Consider the following 25078-nt stretch of genomic DNA (forward strand, 5'->3'; position numbering starts at 1 on the left):
TCTGTGATACACGACAGTGCTGCAGAATACTTATATAGCGGTATGAAGGTTTCCTATGAAGAGTTTTTAAAAATCTCAGAAGCAAGCGAAAAAAGATACGAGTATATTGATGGTGAAATATACCTGCTGGCTTTACCCTTTTATGCACATCAAAGGGCAGTAGGAAGGATTTTCAATGAATTTGCAAATTGGTTTAAAGACAAGCAATGTGAACCCATTGTTTCTCCTTTTGATGTTACCTTATATAAATCAAAGGACAATATTAATGTGGTACAGCCGGATATCCTGGTTATCTGTGATAAAGAAAATATTGACGAAAAGGGCAGGTATAGAGGTATACCCACCCTTGTTGTGGAAGTGCTCTCCGAATCGACAAAGGTTAAGGATTTAATCAAGAAATTAAACTTATATATGTTAACGGGAGTAAAAGAATACTGGATTGTAAATACAGATTCCAAAGAGGCATATGTTTATGGTTTCAATGACGGCAACATTGAAACCATGCGAGGCTATAAAGGCGGCGACAAAGTCCAATCAATGGTATTCAAAGGCCTTGAGGTTACGACAGAACAAATATTTGCATAAAAAGTATTACAAGGAACGCCATAGGGGGAGCCATCACTCACTCGCTTTAAAATTATATATAGGTCTTATAATATCAAGTATTTCAACTGTATCCTGTATATTTTCAATTATCTCCTCCATTGGTTTGTAGGCAAGGGCACATTCATCCAGTGTTTCCCTGCTGACGGTAGTAGAAAATATACCTTTCATAGTCTCCTTAAACTCATTGAGGCTTATTGTTTCTTTTGCTTTTCTCCTGCTCATTATCCTTCCTGCACCGTGGGGAGCTGAGTAATTCCAATCTTTATTACCCTTTCCAATACAAATCAGGCTTCCATCCCTCATATTAATAGGGATAAGCACTTTCTCCCCTTTGCAGGCAGATATGGCTCCTTTACGTAAAATCATATCGTTAAGGTTAATATAGTTGTGTATAGTAGTAAACTGTTCTTCAACATCAAATTCCATCTTTGTAACTATCTCATCTACTATGGCTTTCCGGTTATATACTGCATATTCCTGAACCAGTTTCATGTCGTGAAGATAACTATTGAAATTTTCTCCTTCCAAGTAAGCTAATTGACGGGGTAAATGAGGTTGACTTTTTGAAGCCAGCCTCTGATAATGCTCACAAACCTGTTTTCCTAAATGCCTGCTGCCGGAATGGACTACAAAATATAAACTGCTGTCCTTACTCTTATTAACCTCAATAAAATGGTTTCCTCCCCCAAGTGTACCTATGCTAAGCCTTGCTCTTTGCATATCCACATGGTCTTTACATATAAGTCTATCAATCTGAACATATTTTAAATAACTATGAGGAGTTTTTCTAATGCTAAAGCCTGAAGGTATAAAGTTATGAATTAGTCTATCCAGCTTTTCAAGGTCAATCTCCTTTTGTCCTAGCTTTATAACCTCCATACCGCAACCAATATCCACTCCAACAAGGTTTGGCACAACTTTACCCTCTATTGTCATCGTTGTACCTATTGTACACCCAATCCCTGCATGGACATCAGGCATTATTCTTATAACACTACCCTTTACAAACTCCTGATTGCATAGCTCCATTATCTGAGATTCTGCCTCAGTTTCAATATTGTCGGTAAACACCTTTGCTATATTGTATTTGCCTTTTATTTCGAGCATACATTCACTCCAATTCATGGTATGTTCTCAAATATTATATACCAGAATTGAAGAGTGTTTTCAAATTTTTTAAGAAAAATACCCTTATTAAATAGAGATGCCTTCTCTATAACAATCCCTTTTACTGTTTCTGTCTCTTTCTAAAATTCTGTACATGGCGTCTCCTATTACTTTCCAGGCCAAATCGGGATTATGCGCGCGGTAGTCGTTAGATTCCGAACCCCGGTACCCCCATACTAATATGGTACGGGCACCGGCATCATATGCAGCTTCTGTTGCATAAATAATCTCCTCTTCCCGCCCTCTGGGATTGCCAAACCCCTGAATCCATATATTATGATCCTTGTTAAAGCGTTTGCAAATGTCTAAATTTTTTTTGGTAGCTTTATAGACAAACTCATAAGGGTTAACATCCTTTTGGCCAAGCCAGTAGGGATCAGAGCCTATATTATCCAAAGTATCAAGCCCTGCTATCTTATCAATTGTGGCCAGGTTAATTCCGTAATGGTCACCCAGCATAACACAAACAATATTCTCCATACCTTTTCCTTTGCTATAGCCTGTAACTTCCTTAAAATAATCCACTACAGTCCAGACCCTGAATTCTTCAACCTCTTGTGTTAATTCAGAAGGCATCTTTTTGCCGTACTTATTTTCAAAGAGCTTACTGCAGGTATCACACCTACAGGTCCAGACCCTTGGTTTTCCATTTTCCATGTCCTTACCGGCAAGATGGGGTTCATCCCAGAATATGGATTTTCCACCGCAGTCATATACAACATCAATCCATTCCTTTGTAAATCTTCTAAAATCCTGATTATTAAGGCATACCCTTACAGGGTCCATTTCACCATTGGAATAAATCTGGTGCGCATCAGGGTAGTAGGAAAGAAAATGGGACTTATCCCCCGGAGGCCCTCCAAGCCCCCAATTGTCCACCCACACTTCAAGACCCGCTTCTCCGGTTATTCCTATAATCTCTTTCATAATATTCTTATGTCTGTCCCAATCATTGTGGGAAAACATGTGCACAACAAGATTAAAATTGTGCTGTATTATATCCAGCATATCATCCCTTACATGTTTCAGTATTCTATTACCGTGGTAAGCAACGCCTAATTTTAATTTATTATTAATGATATTGTTCATATCCGAAATCCTCCTCTCTTACTTCTCCAGGACAACATCACGCCAAAACGCAGGCTTATATCCGTTTTCTGTTGCCCATCTGACTGCTGTCAACACTTTTTCCCTGTAATCAGGTTGGTAAGCTCCATAATGTGAGTAAAAATACTGCTCATGTATTAGCATTTCAAGCATGCCGCTCTGATGCGGGTCTTTTTTCAGATTATCCAAAAATGGGTAAATATCACCAAGATCGGTTTTGTCCAATACAATATCATGTTTTATAAAGATAATATCTTCCTTATTATCTTTCCAGGCATCCCGCTTGTTTATATGTTCTGTTGTTTCTTTATCCAAATAATAAGATACCATTGGTTCACAGTTTTCATCTAACTTAAAATAACCCACCAATCCCAGCACACCCATAGTCCTTAAAGCTCTTGCAGCTTCCAGGCTAGTTTCACCCCAATGTACTGTCGTAATGGGACTTAGTAGTTCTTCTCCCGCAAACCTTATAATTTCTTCGGTTATCAACTCATAATCCCTCTTTATTTCATCATATGTAGCGCTTAAATATGGTTTGTCGGGAAACTCCTGTATTGAATGGAATGTAAGCCTAAGCCAATCTGCATTGTCTCTCCACTCGCTTTTATATTTAGCTGGCATTTGTGACAGGTTAAAACCTTCAGTCTGATAAAATAGATTTATATGTACCTTAGTTCCATACATATCATGAGCATCTTTGTAAATTTTCAAATATGGGTTTTCAAATATGGATTTGTATTTACCGCTGTTTCCGGCAATATCCTGAAGAAACCATATGTTATCGTCCAATGAAAGCCTGTATTTACGGGTAGCATTTCTCATCCTATATACTACAATATCTTTTTTCCAGCCTGACTTTTCCTCTACTGCTTCTATAGTATTTCTGTACCCATCCAATCTTACGGCAGCCTCAAATATGTCTTTTTCTCCTTCTGAATATGCATACTCGGCGTAATTCCTATACCCCACATCAATACCACCTGTACACTTCATACACTTTGCAGGTACACCATTTATCCTAATCCTGCTTTCAGGAGGAGCTAAAAGCTTTACTTTTATTTCCAAACTATTTCCCTTTTCATCTCCGTCAAATTCATTAAGCATATCCCCATCAACAGGACTTATAAACTCTATCACCTGCACCATATTACATTCCTGTAACATCCACCATCCCCCTCCTAACCGTACTATCGTTAATATTCTCATATTACCGTTAATGTTCCTTGCGCGCGAGTTATTATAACACGTTAAATTAAAGCAGTATTTCCTGGCAATTAATTTATTTATTGCTTAAATAAATTATACCACAACTATATTTTTTGGCAATACTTTTAAAGAAATATAAATTAATTTAATATCTTCCCAGCTTGTGAGCGGTCTCATACATGGCCACTACATTGTCCGTGGGAGAATTATCCTGGAGGGCATGAGTAGGTGCAAAACAGTATCCTCCACCCGGCATCATAATTTCAAGGGTCTCTTTTACATTAGCCACTACATCCTGTACGTTACCATATGCCACCGGGCCTGCAGTAGATATACAGCCGTGAAAAGCCAATCTTCCGCCAAATCTATTCTTAAGGTATTCCGGATTCATATCTTTAGCTTCAGGTTGCAGTGTATCCACCACATTAATCCCCATTTCAATAAAATCTTCAAAAGCCCAACTGCTTGAACCGCAGGAATGTATCATAACAGGAAGGTTGTAAGCCTTTGCAAGGTCAATTATTTTTTGATGCCTGGGCCGAATATGTTTCCTGAAAAGCTCAAGGCTTATCATTGGTGAATTTTGAGTTCCTAAGTCTTCACCAATCCATACAAAATCTATCTTTCCTTTTGCAATTTCTAATGTTCTTCGGGTAACCTCAACCTGGATATCAAGTTTTCTGTCTATTAGTAACAGACCTGCAGGGTCATCAGTAATAAGGTCAATAAGAACCTGTTCCATACTGCGAAGCATACCTGTGCTGTTTATAATATCCGCAAGCCCTGGATTTCCAATATATATGGCAAATTTCTCATACTGCTTACATTGTTCTATAATACAGCTATAATCATAGTCATCCGGGGATGGCATGGGCCATGCAGCAACCTGCTCTTCATCTGCATCCTTTAAAGGGAAATCACAGTAATCCCAGTATCCGCCGCTCTCGTGCTCAATCCATCTAGTACGTATTCCCCATTGGGGATCAACCCTTCTTCCAGGAACTTCCTCATGAAGCCTTGGGCCTTTATAACACGGCCCAACACCCCTGAAATCTACACCTAATGCTTCTCTTAAGCCCTCCCTATCATTTTTATGTAATCCGAAGTACTCTATCAACCTTGCTTCAATTCCGGGGTTTGCAGAATAGTTAATTGGTACCCGGTCAGGTTCATTGTGAGAAAAAGCAGTAAGAACTCTCTCCTTTGGTGTCATTTTTCCATCATCGCCCAGTTTCATAGCCATTTAATACATCCTCCTTCAATAAAACAATATTGCAACAAATACAAAGATTCCCCTGCCTGATTTGTCGTTATCAAATTATTATCAGGCAGAAGAATCCTTCTAAAATATAGTTTTTACCATTTTTTACTTTTATTTCAATACCTTAGACCCTCCTTGTATTTATCTCAGTCTTCCCCCTCACCTTCCTCTTCTTCTTCATCCGGTGTATCATCAGCATCCTGTCCGTTACCGGTTAACTTACCAAGCCTTTCCTCCTGTTTTTCAGTTTGCCTTACTGTATTGGCCTCTATTTTTTCTGCAGCTTTTCCTGATGATTTTTCCTGTAATTTTTGAATTATTTTCTCTCTTTCTTGATTTCGTCTTCTAATTAATTCCCTAATTCTTTCTGCTTTTTCCATTCTCTTTTCAATTTCTTTAAGTTCTTTATCGTCCTTGTTTTCTTCATCCTTATCTTCATCATCTATATTCTCGTCTTCTTCACCCTCTTCTTCGTCTTCTTTTTCCTCAATCAGAGCCTTGACTTCATCCTTGTAAGCTTCCAATTCATCTTTCAAACCTTCAAGTCTTACCCTCAATTGCCTTGCTTTGTTAAGATTTTCGCTTACTTCATTAATTAAATCATTATCCTTTAACTTTCTAACTCTTAATAACTCTCTCTGCAATTCTCTTACCTGGGTTCTGCTCTCTTCAAATAACATCTTAGCTGTTTCAAAGGTATTATCTACAAGGATTTTCTTTACTTCATTTTCAATAACCTGTTTTACATCTTGTATAAAAGTTTCGGAATATTCATGAGGTACATTTACTATTATCTTTGATACAAAGTTTTCAACTTCTCCTTCATCATTCTTAATTTCTTCAAAAGTAATAGTTACATCATCTTCTCCCAATTCGGATTTATTTTCTCTGTTTACTTTATCAAGATAAATTCCCAATACTTTATCAAGAAGTTTATCTCTATTTTCTTCAGTCATTATTTGATTACTTTCCAATTTCTCATTTGTAAAACTAATAATTAATACAGTCTTTCCATCCTCCGATGTTTCCATCTTTACATTAACACTTTCCAGTAATTTATCCAATACACGGCAATATTCTTCAGCCCCCGATTCGTCCTGAGAATTATCGCTGTTTTGTTCAGTTACGTCATCTTGATCTGCCTGACCATCCTGTTCTTCCTGTTGTCCTGTCTGTTCAGTTTCATTAATTGCTTCGTTTGTGTCATCCTCTGCAAAAGCAGTAATTGAAAAACATGTAACTATTAACAATACTGATAAAATAATTGAAATATACCTTTTCATCAAAACCCCTCCATTTTCTATTTTTAGTTTTGTTATATATATTCGATAAAAAAATATTTTTTTGGGGGTTTTTTTGTAAAAATTTATAAAAAAACTACCCAAGCCTGGCCTCAATTACCTCCACCAAATCCTCAGCTTTCTTGGTTATGTAGTTGATGTCCTGTCCTTCTATCATAACCCTTATTAAAGGCTCGGTTCCTGAAGGTCTTATCAATACACGTCCCTCTCCATTAAATTCCTCTTCCAGGTGCCTGCACATATCTGCTATTATTTTATCTTCCAAATATTTATACTTATTCTCATTTTGAACTTTTGCATTTTTCAAAACCTGGGGAAATACCTGCATTACAGAGGCAAGTTCTGAGAGTGGCTTGCCTGTTATTTTCATTACCCTGAGCAGCTGAAGAGCAGTTATAATACCATCCCCCGTAGTATTATGCTCAAGGAAAATTACATGGCCTGACTGTTCTCCCCCCAGGTTATATCCGTTATTCAGCATTTCTTCCAGTACATACCTATCTCCCACTTTAGTTTTTACAATATTTATTCCTTCCCTTTTTGCCATTACATCAAAACCCATATTGGTCATAACTGTAATAACGATGGTATTTTGGGCAAGCCTGCCTTCTTTTTTCATCTGCAGTCCTGTTATAGCTATTATCTGGTCTCCGTCCACTATATTACCTCTTTCATCTGCAGCAATCACTCTGTCTGCATCACCGTCGAAGGCCAAGCCTATATCTGCTCCACACTCTTTTACAAACTTCTTAATGCCATTATAATGGGTGGAACCGCACCCTTTATTTATGTTTGTCCCATCAGGATTATTATTTATTATGTACACCTCTGCTCCGAGCCTTTGCATTACTTCCGGCGCTACTTTCCAGGCCGCACCATTTGCACAATCCAATGCAATTTTCAAACCCTTAAGGCTCACATCTACAGTACTATTTAGAAAAACAATATAGTCTTCAAGAGCACTCTCCTTTATGCTTTTTCTCCCAATTTCCCTTCCCGTAGGTTTAGGCAGTTCTTCATTCCCGTCCAATATTATGCTTTCAATCCTTTCTTCAATAGAATCCTTAAGCTTGTAACCTCTTCCGTCGAAAAACTTTATTCCGTTAAATTCAAAAGGATTATGAGAAGCAGATATAACTACTCCCGCATCTGCGCCATAATACCTTGTAAGATAAGCTATGGCAGGTGTTGGGAGTACGCCAAGACAAACAGCCTCTGCTCCCACTGAACAAATTCCAGCCACTAATGCGGATTTCAGCATGTGGCCGGATACTCTCGTATCCATGCCTACCAATATTTTGGGAATATGTTTTGTTTCCGCAGTTAATACATAGGCACCTGCTTGCCCTAATTTATAGGCTAATTCTGCCGTTAAATCCTCATTTGCAACTCCTCTAACTCCATCAGTACCAAAAAGCTTCCCCATTTTTCTACCCCCTATTCAAAATACCTGTCTATTGTATAACTTGACTTATCTTATCTCTAGGTTTTTCACTTATTTCCTTATTTTCCTCACCATTTCCCTCATTTCCTTCCCCAGGTTTATGCTCTGCAGGCTTTTCAGACTCCTTATCCTCCACCTTGACCACCTTTACCTCAATGGTAGGCAACTGCAGTACTTCAATTTCCGGATGGGAAACCACTTTTAACTTCACCTGGTGAGTTCCTTCCTGTAATCCTTTTACATCAATATAAGGAGTAAGGCTGCTTATGGTCACATTGTCCAGGTATACCTGCCTGCCCTTTAAAACAAGTTTTGACTGTTGCGTTAATATTTCATATCTCAATTTACTAGTAAAGTCCATATTTTCAATATTAATGTCTTCTTTTTGAATTTCAAATTCTTTTTCTTTAAGTTTCTCAATTTGGACAGTAACAGTAACTTCATTTTCCATACCAAACAACTTTACACCTTCGGGAAGTTTAATGGGCACTGTATATTCCTTTGTCTCACTAATGCCTTCTATTTGTATCTGTCCGGTTTTTAACTCATTTATACTTGCCAATGTTTCATAATGTCCGGTTATTATTACTTTCTCCGTGTTAATACTATATCCTGTATATACATGGTCTTTTGCAGGATTTCCCTCTATTACCGGTACTACTGGTACCTCCTTTCCTACTTCTAAAAAAACATCAACCGTAAACTGATTGCTTAAAGAAGCAACTTCTTCTCCTTTTTTAGTATATACGGAACATGGCTGCTTAATTACTTTCTTTTCTCTGTCAATATTACTTACATCTACTAATGCCTTGACTTGATAAATGGTATTTACCAGGGATTCTCTCTCCTGGATGGTTACATATTCAGGCTCTGTCCTCATCCCGATGACTTTATAAGACAATTTGGGTGTCCCTTTCAACTCTAAATCAACAGGAAAATCTGTCTTTATAATATTTTCTAATTCTATAGTAATTACTTTGGGATTCATTCCTATAAGAGTTACCTGTTTATCGTTTTTTGTATAATAAGGTCCATCTATGCTGATAGACTTATCGTTTATGGATTTTACCTTTGAAAAATCCAGCACTGCTTGAAAATCTGCCGGACTTACACTGCTTATTGCTTTTTCCCTTCCGCGTATAATAATTTCCACGGTTCTTCTATAATTCTTATTTACAAGATAAAGATTTTTTTCCGGAAGAGTGTTCTCGTTTCTTACATCAAGTTCAACAAAAATACTTTTATCCTTGTACGGGTCGTTAATATTAAGCACAATAAACCAGAGTAAAATAGCAAGTAATGCAGCAGTTAATTTCGTTGTAAAATCTCTGTTAATTCTCTCAAAAATATATTTCACTTATTCTTCACCTTCCATAAAGACAATCTTTTATTAACGCTGCCTCTTTCCAAAAGGTTTTTATTTAAAGCTTTTCTCAAGGTATCCGGCGTTAAGTTTCTGGTAAGCCCTCCATTTAGCGCAAAAGATATTTTCCCTGATTCTTCCGATACAACAATTGCAATAGAATCAGATACTTCTGTTATCCCAAGAGCAGCCCTGTGCCTGGTCCCTAGCTCTTTGCTCAAATTGGGATTATCCGTTAAAGGTAAAAAACAGGATGCTGCTTTTATTTTATTATCTCTTATAACGATAGCTCCGTCATGCAGAGGCGTGTTGGGACTAAAAATATTAATAATAAGCTCCCATGTTACATTAGCCTCCAGTTGTACTCCCGTTTTTATTATCTCCCCTATTCTGGTTTCCCTTTCCACAACAATAAGTGCGCCCGTGAAGGTCCTGGATAGTTCCATGCAAGCTTTCACTATATCTTCTATCATTGCGGTGGTTTTCACCCGGTTACTGTCATCTTCCAGGCTGAAGAAATCTCTAAACCGGCTCCTTCCTATTTGCTCAAGGCCCCTTCTTAGTTCAGGCTGGAAGAGAACCACCATGGCAAGGGCAAGTATAGATACAGTATTACTTAAAATATATGCTATTGTGTTCAATTTTAAGAGTTTACTGAGTTCTGCAGCTATCAAGATAAAAATAATACCTTTAATAAGCTGCCATGCCCTTGTCTCTCTTACCAATATAATAACTTTATAGATCACATATGTAACAAGGCCTATATCCACAATAGCCCTGATTACGGATAAGGGCCCGGTAATCCCTACATAACCGGCAAAATTATTAAACAGGTCTTTTATATTAATTTTATAAATAAAGTCCAAATAAACCTCACACCTTTAAGCAAAACCGTATATAAAACATTTTTCATTAGAATTATAACCTTTTTTCAAATTACATGTAAGATGTTTTTTAAATTTTAACAAAAATGAAATAAAATTAAGTTTCACCTCACATTACCAAGATATACATACTTTAAGTATTTCATAGCCCCATCCCTTAAATTCTCAAGAGTCTTAAGGGGAGTAGGTGCTCTATCCTCCATCTTATAATTTGGAAAATATCTGGACAAATGGAGGGTTATTTCAGGAGAAATGGAAGCAAGCCACTTGGCCAGCGCTTCAATCTCCTCTCTAGAATCATTGAGTCCGGGTATCACCAGGGTTGTAATCTCCACATGGCATTCTCTTGCAGCAATCTCCACTGTCTCCTTGACATTGTCCAAAGAGCCTTTGCATATTTCTTTATAAAAAGAAGGGTTAAATGCCTTCACATCAATATTCATTGCATCTATGAAGGGCAGAAGGTCTTCTAGCGGTCTCCTGCTGATAAAACCATTAGTTACAAGCACATTTGCCAAACCTCTTTCCTTAGCCAATTTGGAGGTCTCATACACAAACTCATACCATATTGACGGTTCATTGTAAGTATAGGCTATACCAATATTGCCATGCCGTATATACTTTTCAGCCTCCCTTACAAGTTGCTGGGGTGTAATTTCAATGGTGCCGGGCCCGTCATGGGATATATCATGGGCTATAATCCAATTCTGGCAAAAAGAACACTTTAGGTTGCACCCAAAAGTACCTGCCGACAAAATAAGCTTATTTGGATGAAACCTATAAAGAGGTTTCTTTTCTATAGGATCCAAAGCTATAGAAGTCACCTTGCCGTAATTCAGGGAATACAACTCCCCGTCAATATTCTTACGCGCCCTACACACTCCCAATCTCCCCGGACTAATAACACAATTATGGGGGCATAAGAAACACTGCACCTTCCCATTTTCAAATTTAGTATAATACATTGCCTGTTTACTCATTTATCTACTCCACCTTATGGCGTATTACTTCAAATCTTTCCATGGTATACTTTTCATTGGGCTTGATCCCTGCTTTTTGAAGGGCTATAAAAACTTGTTCTTCAGGTGTATCAACTCCTTCAATATTTGGAAGGAGAAGCCCTGTTCTTCCGCCAGACCTTACAATTACGCCATACTTATATACATCTAAATCCTGGATTGAATCGATAGGTTCAGGTTCCTTCAATATATCAACAGAATATACAAGGTAGTCTAACTCATTCTCATTAATGGGAGTAAAACGGGGGTCTCTTGTACCTGCACTTATTGCATTATGAATAATTTCTTCAGCAATATTTTTTCTTGTAGGATAAATAGTGCCAATACAGCCCCTTAAAAAGCCTTCTTTTTTTATTGATACAAAAGTGCCGGCCCTATTCTCAAACATCTCCCGGGGTGTATCTTCCGGGGGTTTTATTACTTTGCCTTCTTTGACGTATGCTTCTAATGCAAGCCTCGCCAAAGATACATAAGGATCGCAATCAAGTTTAATTTTTGCAACCATATAACCTACTCCGAAAGGCCCCTCATAAGAATATACCTCCGGATATAAACAATAGCCCTTTAAAGCACCCAGCATAATTATAAAAGACCTTAAACCGCACTCTGCCGCTTCTTCGGCTAAATCCCTGTCAAAATTAACAATGCTTTCAATATCTCCTTTAGAGATATATTCTGTAATCAATTTATCGAAAACCTCTCCCTTTTCATTATAACCGCAAGGAGCATCCCAGGTCAAACTGTGGGACAAGTCTCCACTTGCAACAATTACCGTCCTCCCGTTTGTTCCATTTGTTTCAGCCACCGCTTTCCCTATACACTGACCAAATTTGTAAAGTTCTTTATAAGGCAAATCCGCAACTGAAATATGAACAAGCTTAAAACCCTTAACCTCTTTATTAATATAATAAAGGGGAACAATAGCGCCATGGTCCAGGTTAACAGGAAATCTCAACATCCTTTTTATAAATTCGTTTTTCATGCCTCCAGCCTTTATTCCGCTCTGTAGGGCGTTTTCCAATAGCCTTTGGACAAGAGAGAGATCGTTTTCAAACTTTAAGCTTACTCCAGGTGCTCCAAACCTTCCCAGATCACCTTTTATAGTCTTTTCAGTGTCATTAATATATATAAAATCTCTAAAGAAAGGTCCATGAGGTGTTATTACAATAATTGTACCAGGATTGTCTTCCTTTATTTCCTTTGAAGCCTTTTTAAATGCGTCTATGGTTTTTTGGACTTCAACCTCCCTCCCTCTTCCCACCTCCGGAACAATTACGGGGGGATGAGGGAAAATATATGCATTTACTATCCTTCCCATAAAATTACACCTCTCCATTAATATTTTTTTGATGAATATCTCATTTTGTTTCTATCCCTATTCTATCAAATATTCATATTTATTAAACAGTTCTTTTAAAACTTCTTTTTCTTCCTCGGTTACCCTTTCCTTTATAATGCTTTTTGCAGTATTTATCTCATCTTGCGTTAATTTTCCCTTTCTTAACATTCCTATTAGTATTTCTATATCGGAGGGTTTAAGTTTTCTGAAAATAATATCCAAGGCTCTTAATTTATCTATAGTGGATACTTCTTTTTCAGCTTTTTCTATTTTTTCTTTGGTTACACTTATTGTATCAGGGTCTTCTCCATTATTGTTATCTTTATCGGCATTACCACCGGTATTATTAATAGTACTATCACTACTACTATCATTAGTATTATTATCACCAGTATTATTATCACTAGTATTATTATCACTGGTATTATTATCAAGGTTTATCGTACCATCCCTGGCCTCTTCAAACATTGTATTTTCAGGCGTATCGCCAGGAACTTTCTTATCCTGTATACTCATATTAGTATCATTTATGACGATATCCTTTTTAACAATATCCTTAATTTCTTCATCATTACCAGCTTTAACCTCTTCACCCGTCTTTTGGCTCTCGTCTTTTTCGCGTGTTTCTTTCTCACCCTGTACTTCTTCCTTCACTTCAGTCTCCCCTACACCTTCTTCCTCACCCTGTATCTCGCGTTCTTCTCCGTTGTTTTGAACTACTGCATCTTTATTTTCAGTTATGCCCTTTCCAGGTATGTTTTCTTTTTCCTCCCCATTTCCATTTTCACTTATATTGTGCCCATTTTCAGATAATTCCTTATCATCTCCTCCAGTAGTAAGTCCTTCATTTTCATTAATCGATAATATATTTCCATTGTCCGCTAATGTGCTTGATAGTGCACTTTTTAAATCCAGTCCAATGTCAGCTACCCGGGATAAAAATATCAGGCTGAAGAGCCGATCTATTGCAAATTTACCGGCAATACCTATTACCAAAAGAACAGCTATAATAATGGCAATTATTTTCCATTTCATATATTATATACACCTTCCCTATACATCCTCCTTATACACCTTCCTTAATGTCAAAAAGCCACCTGCTGCATGTTCCAGGTGGCTTTTACGGCATCCCTCTCTATCTATATACTATTTCATTTCCCTATATTATTTCATATAGAACAACATATAGATAACCTTCGAGGATTCAGCCCTGTCTGCATTGTCTTTTGGTGCAAAAGTACCGTCCGGCCTTCCTCCGAATATCCCGTACCTTGTTGACATGGCAACAGTGTCTTTAGCATAATTGGCAATCTTGTCACTGTCAACATATGTCTTAAGGTAATCCGCGGGTTTTTCGGAAGGCTTTTTGCCCAACACTTGGATAAGTACATTGGACACTATTGTAGCCATTTCCTCCCTGGTAATCTTGTCATTGGGTGCGAATATCCCTCCAGGCCTTCCCTTAATGATACCGGCTTTGGCACCCGACACTACTTCAGGATAGAACCAGTCTGTTTCCTTTACATCCTTGAACGGGTTCTCTGCATCTTCGTCAAAGAGTTTGAATGCCCTTACAATCATTGCCACGAATTCCGCCCTGGTAACATTGTTCGCGGGTTTGAACATTTCCGCCCCGACTCCTTTAATTACACCTTTTGAAGCCATGACTTCGATATACCTTGCTGCCCAGAACTTATCCCCTACATCCTTGAACTTAACATCATTGAGTTTTACTGTATAGTTGCTAAAGTGCTCTGCATCAAATACGATTGTACCGGTTTTTTCGTCGTATACGCCAATTACATTCTCAAGCTTTCCTTCTTCACTCACATAGAAAACTGTTATCTTTTCCGTGTCTTCCCCAGCTTTAGGAGTATAAGGTATGGTCACCTGGACCTTTTCCTTAAGCTCAGCTTTTTTTCCATTTACGTTAATGGCCAACTTATATACCGGCGCATCTCCCACGGCTTTTTTAACGGAATCTGATAATTGCTCTTTACCAAGTTTCGCAGTTGTGATAGTTACGCTCTCATCTTTCTCCAGCTTGACGGAACCGGTTGGAATTTTCATTGCAGCAACATCCGTCATTACTACCATTTCTGCAATGCCTTCCTCTTCCATAGCCATAAGCAGCCCTGACGGTACGGAAACATCAACATTGCTGGCACCTTCCGCACCTGATACGGCATCAACATAAAGGACCGGTTTAACGCGGGATTCAACACCGTTGTTCTCCAACAGGGCCGTTAACTCCTGTGCCATAAATACGATATCTTTCAACATTTTACGTGTACCGGCGTCAACCAGTTCTCCCGCTCCGACATCTCCAAGTTTTACTTGTCCTTTTATAACATCAGCTCCTGTACTAATTTCAACTTTGAAGGTTGCCACTTTTTTCAGTACAGCATTTGCTACATTATTTAAAGTATTAGCAAACGCATCAGCTGCAAGTGCTTTCCCCGACTCTTCAAGCTTTCCAACCATAACTGCCGATTTCTCTATTAATGTCTTTGCCAATTCAAGGGCGGCTTCGGGACTATCAATACCTCCTATAAGTTCAACAGCCCTCTCCAGGTTTCCAGTTAGATTTTCTGTTAATTTATCCAGTTCCTCTCCCGTAGCAGCCTTAATCTCTTCTTCGTTAATCTCTGCAATTATATCCCCTATCTCTTTTTCCTCTTCACTCGGTTCTACAGGAGGCTCAGGCTCAGTCGGTTTTTCTCCTTCGGACGGCGTGCTGGGGGGTATGTAAACACTTTCACTTCCGGTAGTAAAGCTGAAAGTACATCCTCCTGCCGGCCGCAACACTTCATCGGTTACAGCCCCTTCCGGTATAGTGACCGTATATGTAGTTGAATATGCAAGCGCTGACTGGGGAGTGATGGTAAGGGTATTACCTGATATGCTCTTATTTATTGCTAACGCGGTACTGCCTGCTTTCAGGGTAATATTGCCATATGTGCTGCCCGTCTCCTTGTTTTCAAATATGTCTTTACTATACGTTATTCTTATTGATACCCCTGTCGAAACACCCGTTGCCCCATTGGAAGGGCTTGTTGAAGCCACAACAGGGTTTGAAGGGTCTTCCTCGTACAAGTCATAAATTTCAAGGGCATATATAACATCATCCCTTGTAAGCCCGAATTCACCTATTTTACTCTCTATCTTTACAACCATCTCGTCAATTTTTGAATTAATATCCCCTAGTAAAACTTCGAATAGTTCTTGATTAGTACCAAGCTTCCGCGCAATAGCCGCAGAAACATTACCATTCCTTACAAATACTCCGCCTTCCATGGTAAGCACCGGCACAGAATACGGCAACAATGCCCTGTATACCTGGCCCTCAGTTGCATCAGGCGGAAGACCCAATATTTGTTTTACCACTGGTTTAGTAATATTGCCCTCATAAATATTATAATAGTGGACAATTATTTCCTTGTTATTTATAAGCTTTTGTATCAATATCTTGACGGAATCTTCCCCTATGGCGCCATCGCCCGGTATCTGTTGCGGTACAATAAGATGTCCCTTGCCTACGGCTCCCAAATTCGCCACAATTGCATCATACACTGCCTCAACCGTGATAGCTTGCCCATCACCGATTTTGGCTACTGCAAAATCCCAGATATTCTGGAGCAGCAAGCCTTTATTATCATCGCTTAGTTCCTTTAATTCATTCAATGCATTTTCTACATCGGCAACATTGGCAAATACTGCCGGCGCAAACAACTGGGTTGCCATAAGCGCTGCAATTATTACAGCAACAATAATTTTCTTAATCTTCATAACTTAAATACCTCCCCTTTCTTTTTTCTCCTGCAATCAATTTAGAATCAACCTGCTTATTCTGTATTCCTAAAATAAATCCCTTTTCATTTTTAGTCAATTACATTATCGTCATATTTTTTAAGTTCTTAAACAAAAAATACATTGGTATTAAATACCATAAGCCATAATAAAATATTCCGCTGAACGGTCACGGTTATAATTTATCTGTTTTCTTTTATCATAGGCATTATTTTCTAATTTGTCAAGTATAATCATTGGCGGAAAATAGAAGAAAAGGAAGAAAACCAAAAATGTTTTATGATTTCTTGAGAAACTTTAATAATTTTGAGGGTAAATTTTTCCTTTTATTTAATTTATCATTGCCGTAGTAGTAACCATAGTAATAATTGTAATAATAACCGTAATCTCTTTTTTGCATCCTGTTTAAAACTACTCCGAGCAGGTGGGCTTTTACTTTTTCCAATTGATCTTTTACCTGCTGTGCAGCTTTATAATCAACAGATTTGGATTTTATTACCAGCAACGTACCATCACTTTTTGCTGCCAGAACCGCTGCATCTATTACACTCCCTAATGGAGGCGAATCAAATATAATTATATCAAATTGGCCTTTTGCTGCTTTAAAAAAATTATCTTTTACCTCTTCAATAAATTGGCTGAACTTTTCCGTACTTAAAAGCTCTGCCGGGTTTGGAGGTATAGTACCGCAAGGTATAACAAAAAAGTTTTTAAGGTGGGTTGTATAAATAATATCGTCAATTTCGGATTCCCCGGATATAAAATCCGTTATTCCGTTTACTTGGTTTGCCTCGTTAATGCCCAACACTTTTGCTATATTGGGTTTCCTTAAATCCGTATCCACAAGAAGAGTTTTCAGTCCTGCTTTTGCCATGCTGATTGCCAAGTTAATAGATACTGTCGTTTTACCTTCCCCCGGGTTACAACTTGTTATCGTGATAGTCTTTATTTTATTCACTATACCGCAAAACTGTATGTTTGTCCTGAGGGTATTATACGCTTCTTCTACCGGCATATCCAATCCATCAAAATTTTTAATTTGTGTGTCAGGCATATTAATGTCCTCCTCGCTATGCCCTTGCTATAGTTTAATTTTATACAACCGTTTGCACTATGTCAACAAGTTGGGAAATATTCCTTGCAATTTGTAAGCCACTTGGTTATTTACTTCCTTCAATGTAACTAGTATAATAAGTACATACGCTTTATTGGGTTTTGGGAAGGAGAGTACTAATTTAATGATAGGTCAAAGAATAAGGGAGTTGCGTAGGGAACATAACCTTACTCAGCAGCAATTTGCTGCTCTTTTCAATTTGAACGACAGCACTATTTCCCTTTATGAAAACGAGAAAAGAGAGCCGGAATATCATACCTTGGTAAAAATTGCCGACCACTTCAATGTAACTGTCGATTGGCTTCTTGGAAGGGTAGATAACAAGAATATAGCAATAATTGAATGTGAGTATATCCCCAAAGATTTACTCAATGTTGGTGTAGAATACCTTAAACTGGCAAAGGAAATATACGACAAAAAAATCCCTCCTGAAGATATAAGAAAAATAATTGCAGCTATAAATGCCCTTGAAGACAAATAGTTTACTTGCCTTTATCGCTTGTATCGCCTTTATTGGCTGTTTTATTGTCTGTATTACTTTCATCTTTATCTCTTTCATTTTTGTTACCATCATCTTTACCGTAATTATCTATGTAGCTAACATTAATGTATTCCTTACCCTTTATTTTAATAGATTTTATATAGGGAACATCCAGCCTTATCTTGAGTTCAGGTCTATAGTCCGTATTTATGTACTCTTTACCATTTATACAAATGGCTTTTATGTATGGAACTCCCAGGCTAATGTATAACATTACTATCGTCTCCTTTTAGGTATAAAAATCCGCTTCAACTTTCTTCTTTCATCATTTTTAAAAATACACTCACAACTTTAGGGTCAAACTGTTTGCCGCTGAAATTAACAATTTCTGCAATAGCTTTTTCTTTCGTAATAGCAGCATGGTATACTCTGTCATTGGTCATTGCATCATATGCATCAATTACACTAATAATTCTCGAAGTTATAGGTATTTCTTTTCCTTTCAATCCTTGGGGATAACCATTTCCATCCCAGTGTTCATGATGACATAAAATAGCATTTGCAATGCTTGATAACTCCGGGCAAGCGGCCGCTATACGGTATCCTATTTCACAATGTTTTTGCATAATCTCACGTTCCTCATTGGTAAGAATCCCCTTCTTCGACAAAATGCTGTCGGGAATACCTATTTTACCAATATCATGAAGAGAGGCCAACAGGGTAAGTTCATCCAGTTCCTCATGGGATAGGGCCAATAACCTTCCAAGTTTCAGTGCCATATCTTTCATCCTGTCAGCATGTGCCTCGGTTTCCCATGTCCTCTCTTCCAGGGTTTTCTTTAAGGAATTTATAAATGAGCTTCTCAAACTTGTCCCTTCACTTAGTTTATTTTTATACATCCTATCTTCAGCTCTTTTACAAACAGTTATCATATCCTCCGATTTTTTTGTCCTTGTAGCAGCACCTAAGGCTATACTATATTGGATAAGCTTCTCATCCTTTGACTTACACTTTTCTTTAATACGGTTACATATTTTTGCTGCGTCTTTTTCTCTGGTCTTAGGCAAAATTAATGCGAATTCATCACCCCCTATCCTACATATTATATCACCTTTTCTGCAAGAATTTCTTAATATCTTGGCAATTGTTTTCAGGACATCATTTCCTTTGTCGGAACCGAAAGTGTCGTTAATTAATTTCAGGCTGTTTACATCTCCTATAATAATACTTAGAGGCAGTTGAAACTCGTTGTTTAAACGTTTAAGTTCTTCATCAAAATATTTACGGTTAAAAAGCCCTGTCAGTTCGTCATGGTAATCCTTGTATTCCAGCTGCTCTATGATTTGTGTTTTATCAATATTTTCATCCATCATCATACATATGAGTTTTTCAGACATTACATGTATTAGGCTGCATTGTACCTTGACATACTTTTTTTCACCGTTTTTTAATGTATGAGCCAAAAAAAGAAGCCGTTGTTTTTCCTCAATTATTTTCTCTATTTCTCGGCTTATATCTATACCGGTAATTATATCAACAATTTTCATTTTTTTTAGCTGCTTTCGGCTAAAGCCGTAAAATTTGCGAGCTGCAAGATTTGCATCAATAATACTGAGGTTTTCCGTATCTATAATCAATATTGCAAAATTATTTATTTCAAAAACATTTCTGTAGATATGTAATCTTTCTCTTAAAATCTTCCTAAACCTTATATACATTGTAATATCAATACATATACCCACATAACCCGGATTAGCCGGATTACTACTCTCAAAAACGTAATTCACAGGTACTCCTGCTTCGAGTATCCACCTGTATTTACCTTCCTTGCTCCGTACCCTGTACCTTGTTCTAAAAGGCTTGCCCAGCTCTATAGCCTCATAATATATCTTAAGGTATTTGTTTAAGTCATCAGGATGTATTAATGAGGCCCAATCTTCATTAGGGTTATTAATGTCATTTCCCGTAAAATTGAAAAAGCCGCTACTAACAAAATTACGTGCTCCATCAGTTCCTGTTTTCCATATTAGCACATGCAACTCCCCCCATTTAAAAAAATGCCTTACTAAATTTAAGTACAATTATACCAAAAAAAACATCTCTTTGAATCATAATTCTACATAAATTTATATATTCCTTTACAATTAGCAAATTTTTTCAAAAAATATTTAAATTTTGTGCAATAAATTTGCTATTATGCTATTATAAAGTCTGTGGGTTTTTCAATTTTCATGGACCGGAATTGGTCAAGATTTTACATAATAATAAATTAACGAACAAATTAACGAACATGTTTGAAAATATAGATTAAACTTAAATATGTACTACGCAGTATGTATCATTTTAATACTCAAATCAACAAGCCGGGATTCTCCTATAAAGTTCAGCCTTACTTTTGCCCTGCCTTTTCTTGTATCTACCGATTCAATTAAACCTTCAAGTCCTACAAGGGGGCCGTCTACTACAACTATTTTCTCTCCGGATTCATACAGGGTAGAGGTCCCGATTATTTCGCCGTTACACATCAGCCGGCTTATTACATATATTTCTTCCTCATCTATTTCAAGGGGTTCATACTTATTCTTTAACACTCTTAAAAGTCCAGGTACTCCTTTCATATTATAATATTCTTCTATTCCCATTATACCGTTGTATAAAACATATCCGGGAAAAAGGGTCTTTAATTTAACTTCCCATCTACCATCCTTTCTTTCTCTAATTCTTCTCATAGGTACAATAATTCTTAAGTCATCCCTTTCCCTGAACCTATATAATAAACGTTCTTTAACTTTTTCTTCCTCTCCTGTCATGACAAAGAGAGCATACCATTTACCCATACCTTCAAAGTAATACATTCTGCCACTTCCCCATCATATAAATATTATTTCATACCAAATTATTTTACCTATAAGGTTTTTAAGACCTTCCTCCCGTTTTCATAAAACAACCTGTATGCATATTCTTCATCAGACCATTTTACAACATTCTGATATGCTTTTTCATGCCATGAATAATAACTTTCCCTGTGCGCATCAGATGCGACAAAATCCGCTATTTTATTCTTTACCAGGTATTTTGTCATACCCTTTATCCTTTCGCCATAGACTCCTACTATGCTTCCAGTATTTATCTGTATAAGACATCCCATCTCCTTGAGTTTAATTATTGTTTTTTTGCTCTTCAAGTCACCTCCAACTCTTTCCGGATGCGCAATTATTGGCTTAAACCCGTTTTGCCTAAACATGATATCCAGTAATTTTAAGCTTTGCTCGCTATAAGTGAAATACGGAAATTCCGCCAGCATATATACAGTTCCATCTAAACTATGCCTGCCAATAATATCAACAGCTTTTTCCAATACAGGATTCAACATTATCTCAAACCCCAACCTGATGCTTACATTAATACCCTCTGTTTTCTCCAGCAACACCCGGTAGTTTTCATAAGTTTTCTCAGGATTTAATATATGTTCGCGGAAATGAGGTGTAGTTATTATGGCTTTCACACCTGCTTTTTCCGCAGCCTCCACCATTCTTAAGGATTCATCCGGATCCCTTGCGCCATCATCTACATCAAATAATATATGGCTGTGTATATCAACCACAATTTGTACCTTCCATTCCTTTTACTTTTAATTTAAGAAATCAGTTTTACCCTTCTCATAAATTTTTTAAAAGGACTTTCATCCCTGCTATCATCAGCGGTATAATAATAATTATAGTAATGCCTGTAACCGTATCTTAAATCCTTTCTCTGGATCCTGTTTATTACTACACCCAAAAGATATGCATTTGCTTTCTCCAGTTGCCCCTTTACCTGATGGGCAACCTTGTAATTAATTGACTTGGACTTTATTACCAGTAATGTACCATCTGTCTGTGCTGCAATTATGGCAGCATCTATAACACTTCCCAAGGGAGGGGTATCAAATATTATAATGTCAAACTGACCTTTTACTGTCTTCAAATACTGGTCTTTTACAGTTTTTATAAATTCGGAAAATGTTTCGGTACTCAATAATTCTGCAGGGTTAGGGGGAATTACTCCACAAGGTGTTATATAAAAATTTTCTATGTTTGTCCTATAAACAACTTCTTCTAGTGTTGCTTCTCCTGTTATGTAATTTGTAAGGCCAATCTTAGTATTTATATCCAGGATTTTCTCTACGGTGGGACGCCTTAAATCCGCATCCACCAGCAAGGTTTTCATTCCCGCATTGGCCATGCTTATTGCCAGATTTATTGAAGTAGTGGTTTTGCCTTCACCAGGTGCACAACTTGTTATAGTAATTGTTTTTATTTTATTAACTACACCGCAAAAACGTATATTTGTCCTGAGGGTTTTATATGCTTCTTCAGCCGGTATACTAAGTCCGCTAAGCTTTTCATATTTAGTTACCACCATCTGTTTACCTCCTATTTTGTTGTAAACTCCGGTATTGTTCCAAGTACAGTTAAGCCCAAATATTTTTCTACATCATCCGTTGTTTTGATTGTATCATCCAGGTACTCAATTATGAATGCAATCCCTACAGCAACTAGAAGTCCTACAATAAAGGCAACGGCAATGTTCATCATGGGTCTTGGCTTCACGGGGCTTTCAGGTAATTGCGCGGTATCTACAACGTTAATATTTTCAACTTTCATAAGCTTTACGACTTCTCTCGTAAACACTTCAGCTACCTTATTAGCTATATCTGTTGCCAGTTGGGGATTATTATCCTGTACTTTAATTTCAATTAACCGGGTGTCGTTTTTAGCGCTGACATTTATTTTTTCAGCAAGTTTTGAGGAAGTATAGTTTTTCAAATCCAACTCCTCTATAACTTCGTTGGTTATCCGCCTGCTTTTTACAATCTCCTTATAGTCCTTTACAAGCTGCTGTCCTACAAGGAGGTCATTATATGCTATGGTTAGCTCAGAACCGTTAGACTTATTAATTATGTATAGTGTAGTGTTGGCTTCATATACGGGCTCCATTACATAAAAGCTTACATAAGCCGAAACCATTGCAGCAATTACAGGGAGCAATACAATCAGCCATATTCTTTTAACTATTATATTTAAATATTCTTTCAATTCCATCTCCATTATCTTTTCACCCAGTTCCTATTATTCTGTTTTTAATTTTTAAACCAAATATTTACTACTTTGTTAAAGATATTTTACTGTTTACTTAGTATTTTGTCAACATTCATACTTTCATGTTTTTTTTAACATATTTTCTTGTTTATATACTTCCCTGTCTTCTTATCCATATTTCTTATTTTTTATTTTGTTTCATCTCCCTGTATTTTTCTTTCTTTATGATATTTCGACAATTTATACGAATAATGTTAATCTTTTTCACAGTATTTTATTAATTATCTAATTATAATACCTACTGTTAATATTTACTTATTATAATTAAAATAGTATAATAAGCTAATAGGAAGCCAGGATTTATTGGGAAAGGAGAGTTAAAATTAATGATAGGTAATAGGATAAAGCAACTTAGAAAAGAAAATAACCTTACACAAAATCAATTTGCCTCTTTATTTGGCCTGTATGACAGTACCATATCACAGTATGAAAACGGAAAGAGGGAACCCGAATACGATACTCTTATAAAAATCGCCAATAAATTTAATGTTAGCATAGACTGGCTTCTTGGCAGAGTTGAAAGCAAAGACCTGGTAATATTGGAGACTAACAACTTACCCGAACAGTTAAGGGACATTGGCGTAGAATATTTGATGTTGGCTAAAGAAATGGAAGATAAAGAAATACCGCCTGAAGATGTACGCAAAATTATCGATGCAATAAATGCTCTTAAGAAAAAATAGAGTATTAAACAGCATAGTAAAAGCAAAGTAAATATATGTTACATATATTACAAATAATTTTACAAAATTAGTGCAAAATAGTTGCATTTTTTCTAAAGATAAAATAAAATATATATTAAAGATAAAATAAAATAAAATAAAATATATATGTAACTTGTGAAAATTTAATATAGTTAAGTGACAACATGCACGATAATGGTACACTTGCCGAAAGGTAGGGTCGCAAAGCTATGGGTCTAAGGGAAGAGTTATCTTCCTATGATTGCCAGGTTGCCGAAGCATAAAATTTTGCGAGTATTATTAAATAACAAGTTTTTGGATAGAAAGTTAGAAAGGTTTTATTTTTTATTATTTATAACTATATGTTTATTTAATAATAATAAATAATGATATTTAAGTAGGCACTTGGGAATTATCAACCCAGGTGCCTACTTTATTTTTACATGATTTACTAATAATTAAGAAAGGTGGCAGATTCTATGCATAAAGGGGAAAAAACAAACAACGATAATCTTTTTATAATGGATAAAAGCTCTATTCCTCAGGAACTCATAGCTGTTGGTGTAGAATTTATAAAACTTGACAAAACTATGTCCGATAAAGAAATACCGCCTGAAGATATTGAAAAGATTGTAGCAGCCATTAAAGACCTTGAGGATTACTAATTTTTAACGCATTTTTATCATAATCCAGGTTTTTATATACATTACCATTTATATTGATAGATTTAATATAAGGTACACCCAGTCTTATAGTATTGGATGGTTTATAGTCAACATTTATATACTCTATACCATCTATACAAATTGTTTTTATGTATGTCACTTTTAGACTTATATGATAGTGCATAGCTTCCTCTCCTTTTTTTGCAAAAATAGTCTTCCCCATAGTTTTACTTTAAATACACTTCAACAAAAACGCTCTTACACTTATTATATATATCGGAATAATAGAAAAAAATATTAGTATATTTTAAAATATGTCAAGAAAAATATGACAAAGGGGATATTATGTTTGCCAGAGGTGAAATGAAAAAGTAAAATCCACTTTGTAGGATTAAATTCCACCCAAATATATAGTTAATTAAAAAATGTGATATAGTGTTCACTTATATTAACTATTTTATAGAAGATTTTGCTGTAACAGCAA

General features: G+C 36.6%; 24 protein-coding genes and 1 riboswitch. Of the genes, 4 read left to right on the forward strand and 20 right to left on the reverse strand.

What is annotated here, in order from left to right; translation table 11 throughout:
- Positions 1-585: Uma2 family endonuclease (locus tag HPY74_11715; GenBank protein NSW91316.1), on the forward strand; the 585-nt coding region annotated here is incomplete at its 5' end.
- Between the two features lie 33 nt (positions 586-618).
- Here the strand turns inward: HPY74_11715 and HPY74_11720 are convergent.
- From HPY74_11720 to HPY74_11780, 13 genes are all read right to left on the reverse strand, one after another.
- Positions 619-1713, reverse strand: a complete 1095-nt coding sequence (locus HPY74_11720) for an RtcB family protein (protein ID NSW91317.1) — start codon at positions 1711-1713, stop codon at positions 619-621.
- Between the two features lie 87 nt (positions 1714-1800).
- Positions 1801-2862 carry a hypothetical protein gene (locus HPY74_11725; GenBank protein ID NSW91318.1) on the reverse strand — a complete coding sequence of 354 codons (1062 nt, stop codon included), beginning with the start codon at positions 2860-2862 and terminating at the stop codon, positions 1801-1803.
- 18 nt (positions 2863-2880) lie between these two features.
- Entirely contained in the window at positions 2881-4029 is a 1149-nt protein-coding gene (locus HPY74_11730) for a hypothetical protein (GenBank protein NSW91319.1), read from the reverse strand.
- Positions 4030-4234: 205 nt separating this feature from the next.
- Positions 4235-5326, reverse strand: coding sequence for a hypothetical protein (locus HPY74_11735; protein ID NSW91320.1), 1092 nt, complete (start codon positions 5324-5326; stop codon positions 4235-4237).
- A gap of 170 nt (positions 5327-5496) precedes the next feature.
- The gene (locus HPY74_11740) at positions 5497-6633 is read right to left on the reverse strand and encodes a hypothetical protein (protein NSW91321.1); all 1137 of its coding nucleotides are present in this window, start codon (positions 6631-6633) and stop codon (positions 5497-5499) included.
- 94 nt (positions 6634-6727) lie between these two features.
- Positions 6728-8077, reverse strand: a complete 1350-nt coding sequence (locus HPY74_11745; protein NSW91322.1) for a phosphoglucosamine mutase — start codon at positions 8075-8077, stop codon at positions 6728-6730.
- Positions 8078-8105: 28 nt separating this feature from the next.
- Positions 8106-9452, reverse strand: coding sequence for a hypothetical protein (locus tag HPY74_11750; GenBank protein ID NSW91323.1), 1347 nt, complete (start codon positions 9450-9452; stop codon positions 8106-8108).
- Entirely contained in the window at positions 9449-10324 is an 876-nt protein-coding gene (locus tag HPY74_11755) for a TIGR00159 family protein (GenBank protein NSW91324.1), read from the reverse strand. The genes HPY74_11750 and HPY74_11755 overlap by 4 nt, the downstream gene beginning before the upstream one ends.
- Before the next feature lie 122 nt (positions 10325-10446).
- Positions 10447-11322, reverse strand: coding sequence for an AmmeMemoRadiSam system radical SAM enzyme (amrS, locus tag HPY74_11760; GenBank protein ID NSW91325.1), 876 nt, complete (start codon positions 11320-11322; stop codon positions 10447-10449).
- A gap of 4 nt (positions 11323-11326) precedes the next feature.
- On the reverse strand, positions 11327-12679 hold the full coding sequence (gene amrA, locus HPY74_11765; GenBank protein ID NSW91326.1) for an AmmeMemoRadiSam system protein A: 1353 nt from the start codon (positions 12677-12679) through the stop codon (positions 11327-11329).
- Positions 12680-12736: 57 nt separating this feature from the next.
- Positions 12737-13735: a hypothetical protein gene (locus HPY74_11770; protein ID NSW91327.1), complete on the reverse strand. Its 999-nt coding sequence runs from the start codon at positions 13733-13735 to the stop codon at positions 12737-12739.
- 129 nt (positions 13736-13864) lie between these two features.
- Complete coding sequence (locus tag HPY74_11775; GenBank protein NSW91328.1) at positions 13865-16489, reverse strand: S-layer homology domain-containing protein; 2625 nt, start codon at positions 16487-16489, stop codon at positions 13865-13867.
- A 298-nt stretch (positions 16490-16787) separates the two neighbouring features.
- Positions 16788-17525, reverse strand: a complete 738-nt coding sequence (locus HPY74_11780; protein ID NSW91329.1) for a CpsD/CapB family tyrosine-protein kinase — start codon at positions 17523-17525, stop codon at positions 16788-16790.
- A 223-nt stretch (positions 17526-17748) separates the two neighbouring features.
- Here HPY74_11780 and HPY74_11785 point away from each other — a divergent pair, with 223 nt between their 5' ends.
- Positions 17749-18105, forward strand: coding sequence for a helix-turn-helix transcriptional regulator (locus HPY74_11785; protein NSW91330.1), 357 nt, complete (start codon positions 17749-17751; stop codon positions 18103-18105).
- A gap of 1 nt (position 18106) precedes the next feature.
- Here HPY74_11785 and HPY74_11790 read toward each other — a convergent pair whose 3' ends face one another.
- From HPY74_11790 to HPY74_11815, 6 genes are all read right to left on the reverse strand, one after another.
- Positions 18107-18379 carry a hypothetical protein gene (locus tag HPY74_11790; protein ID NSW91331.1) on the reverse strand — a complete coding sequence of 91 codons (273 nt, stop codon included), beginning with the start codon at positions 18377-18379 and terminating at the stop codon, positions 18107-18109.
- 34 nt (positions 18380-18413) lie between these two features.
- Positions 18414-20138: a diguanylate cyclase gene (locus HPY74_11795; GenBank protein ID NSW91332.1), complete on the reverse strand. Its 1725-nt coding sequence runs from the start codon at positions 20136-20138 to the stop codon at positions 18414-18416.
- A gap of 291 nt (positions 20139-20429) precedes the next feature.
- A complete protein-coding gene (loaP, locus tag HPY74_11800) occupies positions 20430-20960 on the reverse strand; it encodes an antiterminator LoaP (protein ID NSW91333.1) in 531 nt (176 codons plus the stop codon).
- A gap of 50 nt (positions 20961-21010) precedes the next feature.
- Entirely contained in the window at positions 21011-21709 is a 699-nt protein-coding gene (locus tag HPY74_11805) for a hypothetical protein (GenBank protein NSW91334.1), read from the reverse strand.
- A gap of 32 nt (positions 21710-21741) precedes the next feature.
- Complete coding sequence (locus HPY74_11810; protein ID NSW91335.1) at positions 21742-22509, reverse strand: CpsD/CapB family tyrosine-protein kinase; 768 nt, start codon at positions 22507-22509, stop codon at positions 21742-21744.
- Positions 22510-22520: 11 nt separating this feature from the next.
- On the reverse strand, positions 22521-23189 hold the full coding sequence (locus HPY74_11815; protein NSW91336.1) for a lipopolysaccharide biosynthesis protein: 669 nt from the start codon (positions 23187-23189) through the stop codon (positions 22521-22523).
- 383 nt (positions 23190-23572) lie between these two features.
- Here HPY74_11815 and HPY74_11820 point away from each other — a divergent pair, with 383 nt between their 5' ends.
- Positions 23573-23929, forward strand: coding sequence for a helix-turn-helix transcriptional regulator (locus HPY74_11820; protein ID NSW91337.1), 357 nt, complete (start codon positions 23573-23575; stop codon positions 23927-23929).
- Positions 23930-24116: 187 nt separating this feature from the next.
- Positions 24117-24207, forward strand: a riboswitch (cyclic di-GMP riboswitch).
- Positions 24208-24408: 201 nt separating this feature from the next.
- Positions 24409-24594 carry a hypothetical protein gene (locus HPY74_11825; GenBank protein NSW91338.1) on the forward strand — a complete coding sequence of 62 codons (186 nt, stop codon included), beginning with the start codon at positions 24409-24411 and terminating at the stop codon, positions 24592-24594.
- Here HPY74_11825 and HPY74_11830 read toward each other — a convergent pair.
- Entirely contained in the window at positions 24572-24778 is a 207-nt protein-coding gene (locus tag HPY74_11830; GenBank protein ID NSW91339.1) for a hypothetical protein, read from the reverse strand. The two genes, HPY74_11825 and HPY74_11830, sit on opposite strands and share 23 nt — an antisense overlap.
- Between the last annotated feature and the right edge of the window lie 300 nt (positions 24779-25078).

Source organism: Bacillota bacterium (genome assembly GCA_013314855.1).
Lineage (GTDB): Bacteria > Bacillota > Clostridia > Acetivibrionales > DUMC01 > Ch48.

Excerpts from the sequence above, each read along its gene's own strand:
- HPY74_11720 (NSW91317.1), bottom strand. The coding sequence starts at position 1,713 with ATGCTCGAAATAAAAGGCAAATACAATATAGCAAAGGTGTTTACCGAC.
- HPY74_11725 (NSW91318.1), bottom strand. The coding sequence starts at position 2,862 with ATGAACAATATCATTAATAATAAATTAAAATTAGGCGTTGCTTACCAC.
- HPY74_11730 (NSW91319.1), bottom strand. The coding sequence starts at position 4,029 with ATGGTGCAGGTGATAGAGTTTATAAGTCCTGTTGATGGGGATATGCTT.
- HPY74_11735 (NSW91320.1), bottom strand. The coding sequence starts at position 5,326 with ATGAAACTGGGCGATGATGGAAAAATGACACCAAAGGAGAGAGTTCTT.
- HPY74_11740 (NSW91321.1), bottom strand. The coding sequence starts at position 6,633 with ATGAAAAGGTATATTTCAATTATTTTATCAGTATTGTTAATAGTTACA.
- HPY74_11745 (NSW91322.1), bottom strand. The coding sequence starts at position 8,077 with ATGGGGAAGCTTTTTGGTACTGATGGAGTTAGAGGAGTTGCAAATGAG.
- amrS (NSW91325.1), bottom strand. The coding sequence starts at position 11,322 with ATGAGTAAACAGGCAATGTATTATACTAAATTTGAAAATGGGAAGGTG.
- amrA (NSW91326.1), bottom strand. The coding sequence starts at position 12,679 with ATGGGAAGGATAGTAAATGCATATATTTTCCCTCATCCCCCCGTAATT.
- HPY74_11770 (NSW91327.1), bottom strand. The coding sequence starts at position 13,735 with ATGAAATGGAAAATAATTGCCATTATTATAGCTGTTCTTTTGGTAATA.
- HPY74_11775 (NSW91328.1), bottom strand. The coding sequence starts at position 16,489 with ATGAAGATTAAGAAAATTATTGTTGCTGTAATAATTGCAGCGCTTATG.
- HPY74_11780 (NSW91329.1), bottom strand. The coding sequence starts at position 17,525 with ATGCCGGTAGAAGAAGCGTATAATACCCTCAGGACAAACATACAGTTT.
- HPY74_11785 (NSW91330.1), top strand. The coding sequence starts at position 17,749 with ATGATAGGTCAAAGAATAAGGGAGTTGCGTAGGGAACATAACCTTACT.
- HPY74_11790 (NSW91331.1), bottom strand. The coding sequence starts at position 18,379 with ATGTTATACATTAGCCTGGGAGTTCCATACATAAAAGCCATTTGTATA.
- loaP (NSW91333.1), bottom strand. The coding sequence starts at position 20,960 with ATGTATTACTTTGAAGGTATGGGTAAATGGTATGCTCTCTTTGTCATG.
- HPY74_11810 (NSW91335.1), bottom strand. The coding sequence starts at position 22,509 with ATGGTGGTAACTAAATATGAAAAGCTTAGCGGACTTAGTATACCGGCT.
- HPY74_11815 (NSW91336.1), bottom strand. The coding sequence starts at position 23,189 with ATGGAATTGAAAGAATATTTAAATATAATAGTTAAAAGAATATGGCTG.
- HPY74_11820 (NSW91337.1), top strand. The coding sequence starts at position 23,573 with ATGATAGGTAATAGGATAAAGCAACTTAGAAAAGAAAATAACCTTACA.
- HPY74_11825 (NSW91338.1), top strand. The coding sequence starts at position 24,409 with ATGCATAAAGGGGAAAAAACAAACAACGATAATCTTTTTATAATGGAT.
- HPY74_11830 (NSW91339.1), bottom strand. The coding sequence starts at position 24,778 with ATGCACTATCATATAAGTCTAAAAGTGACATACATAAAAACAATTTGT.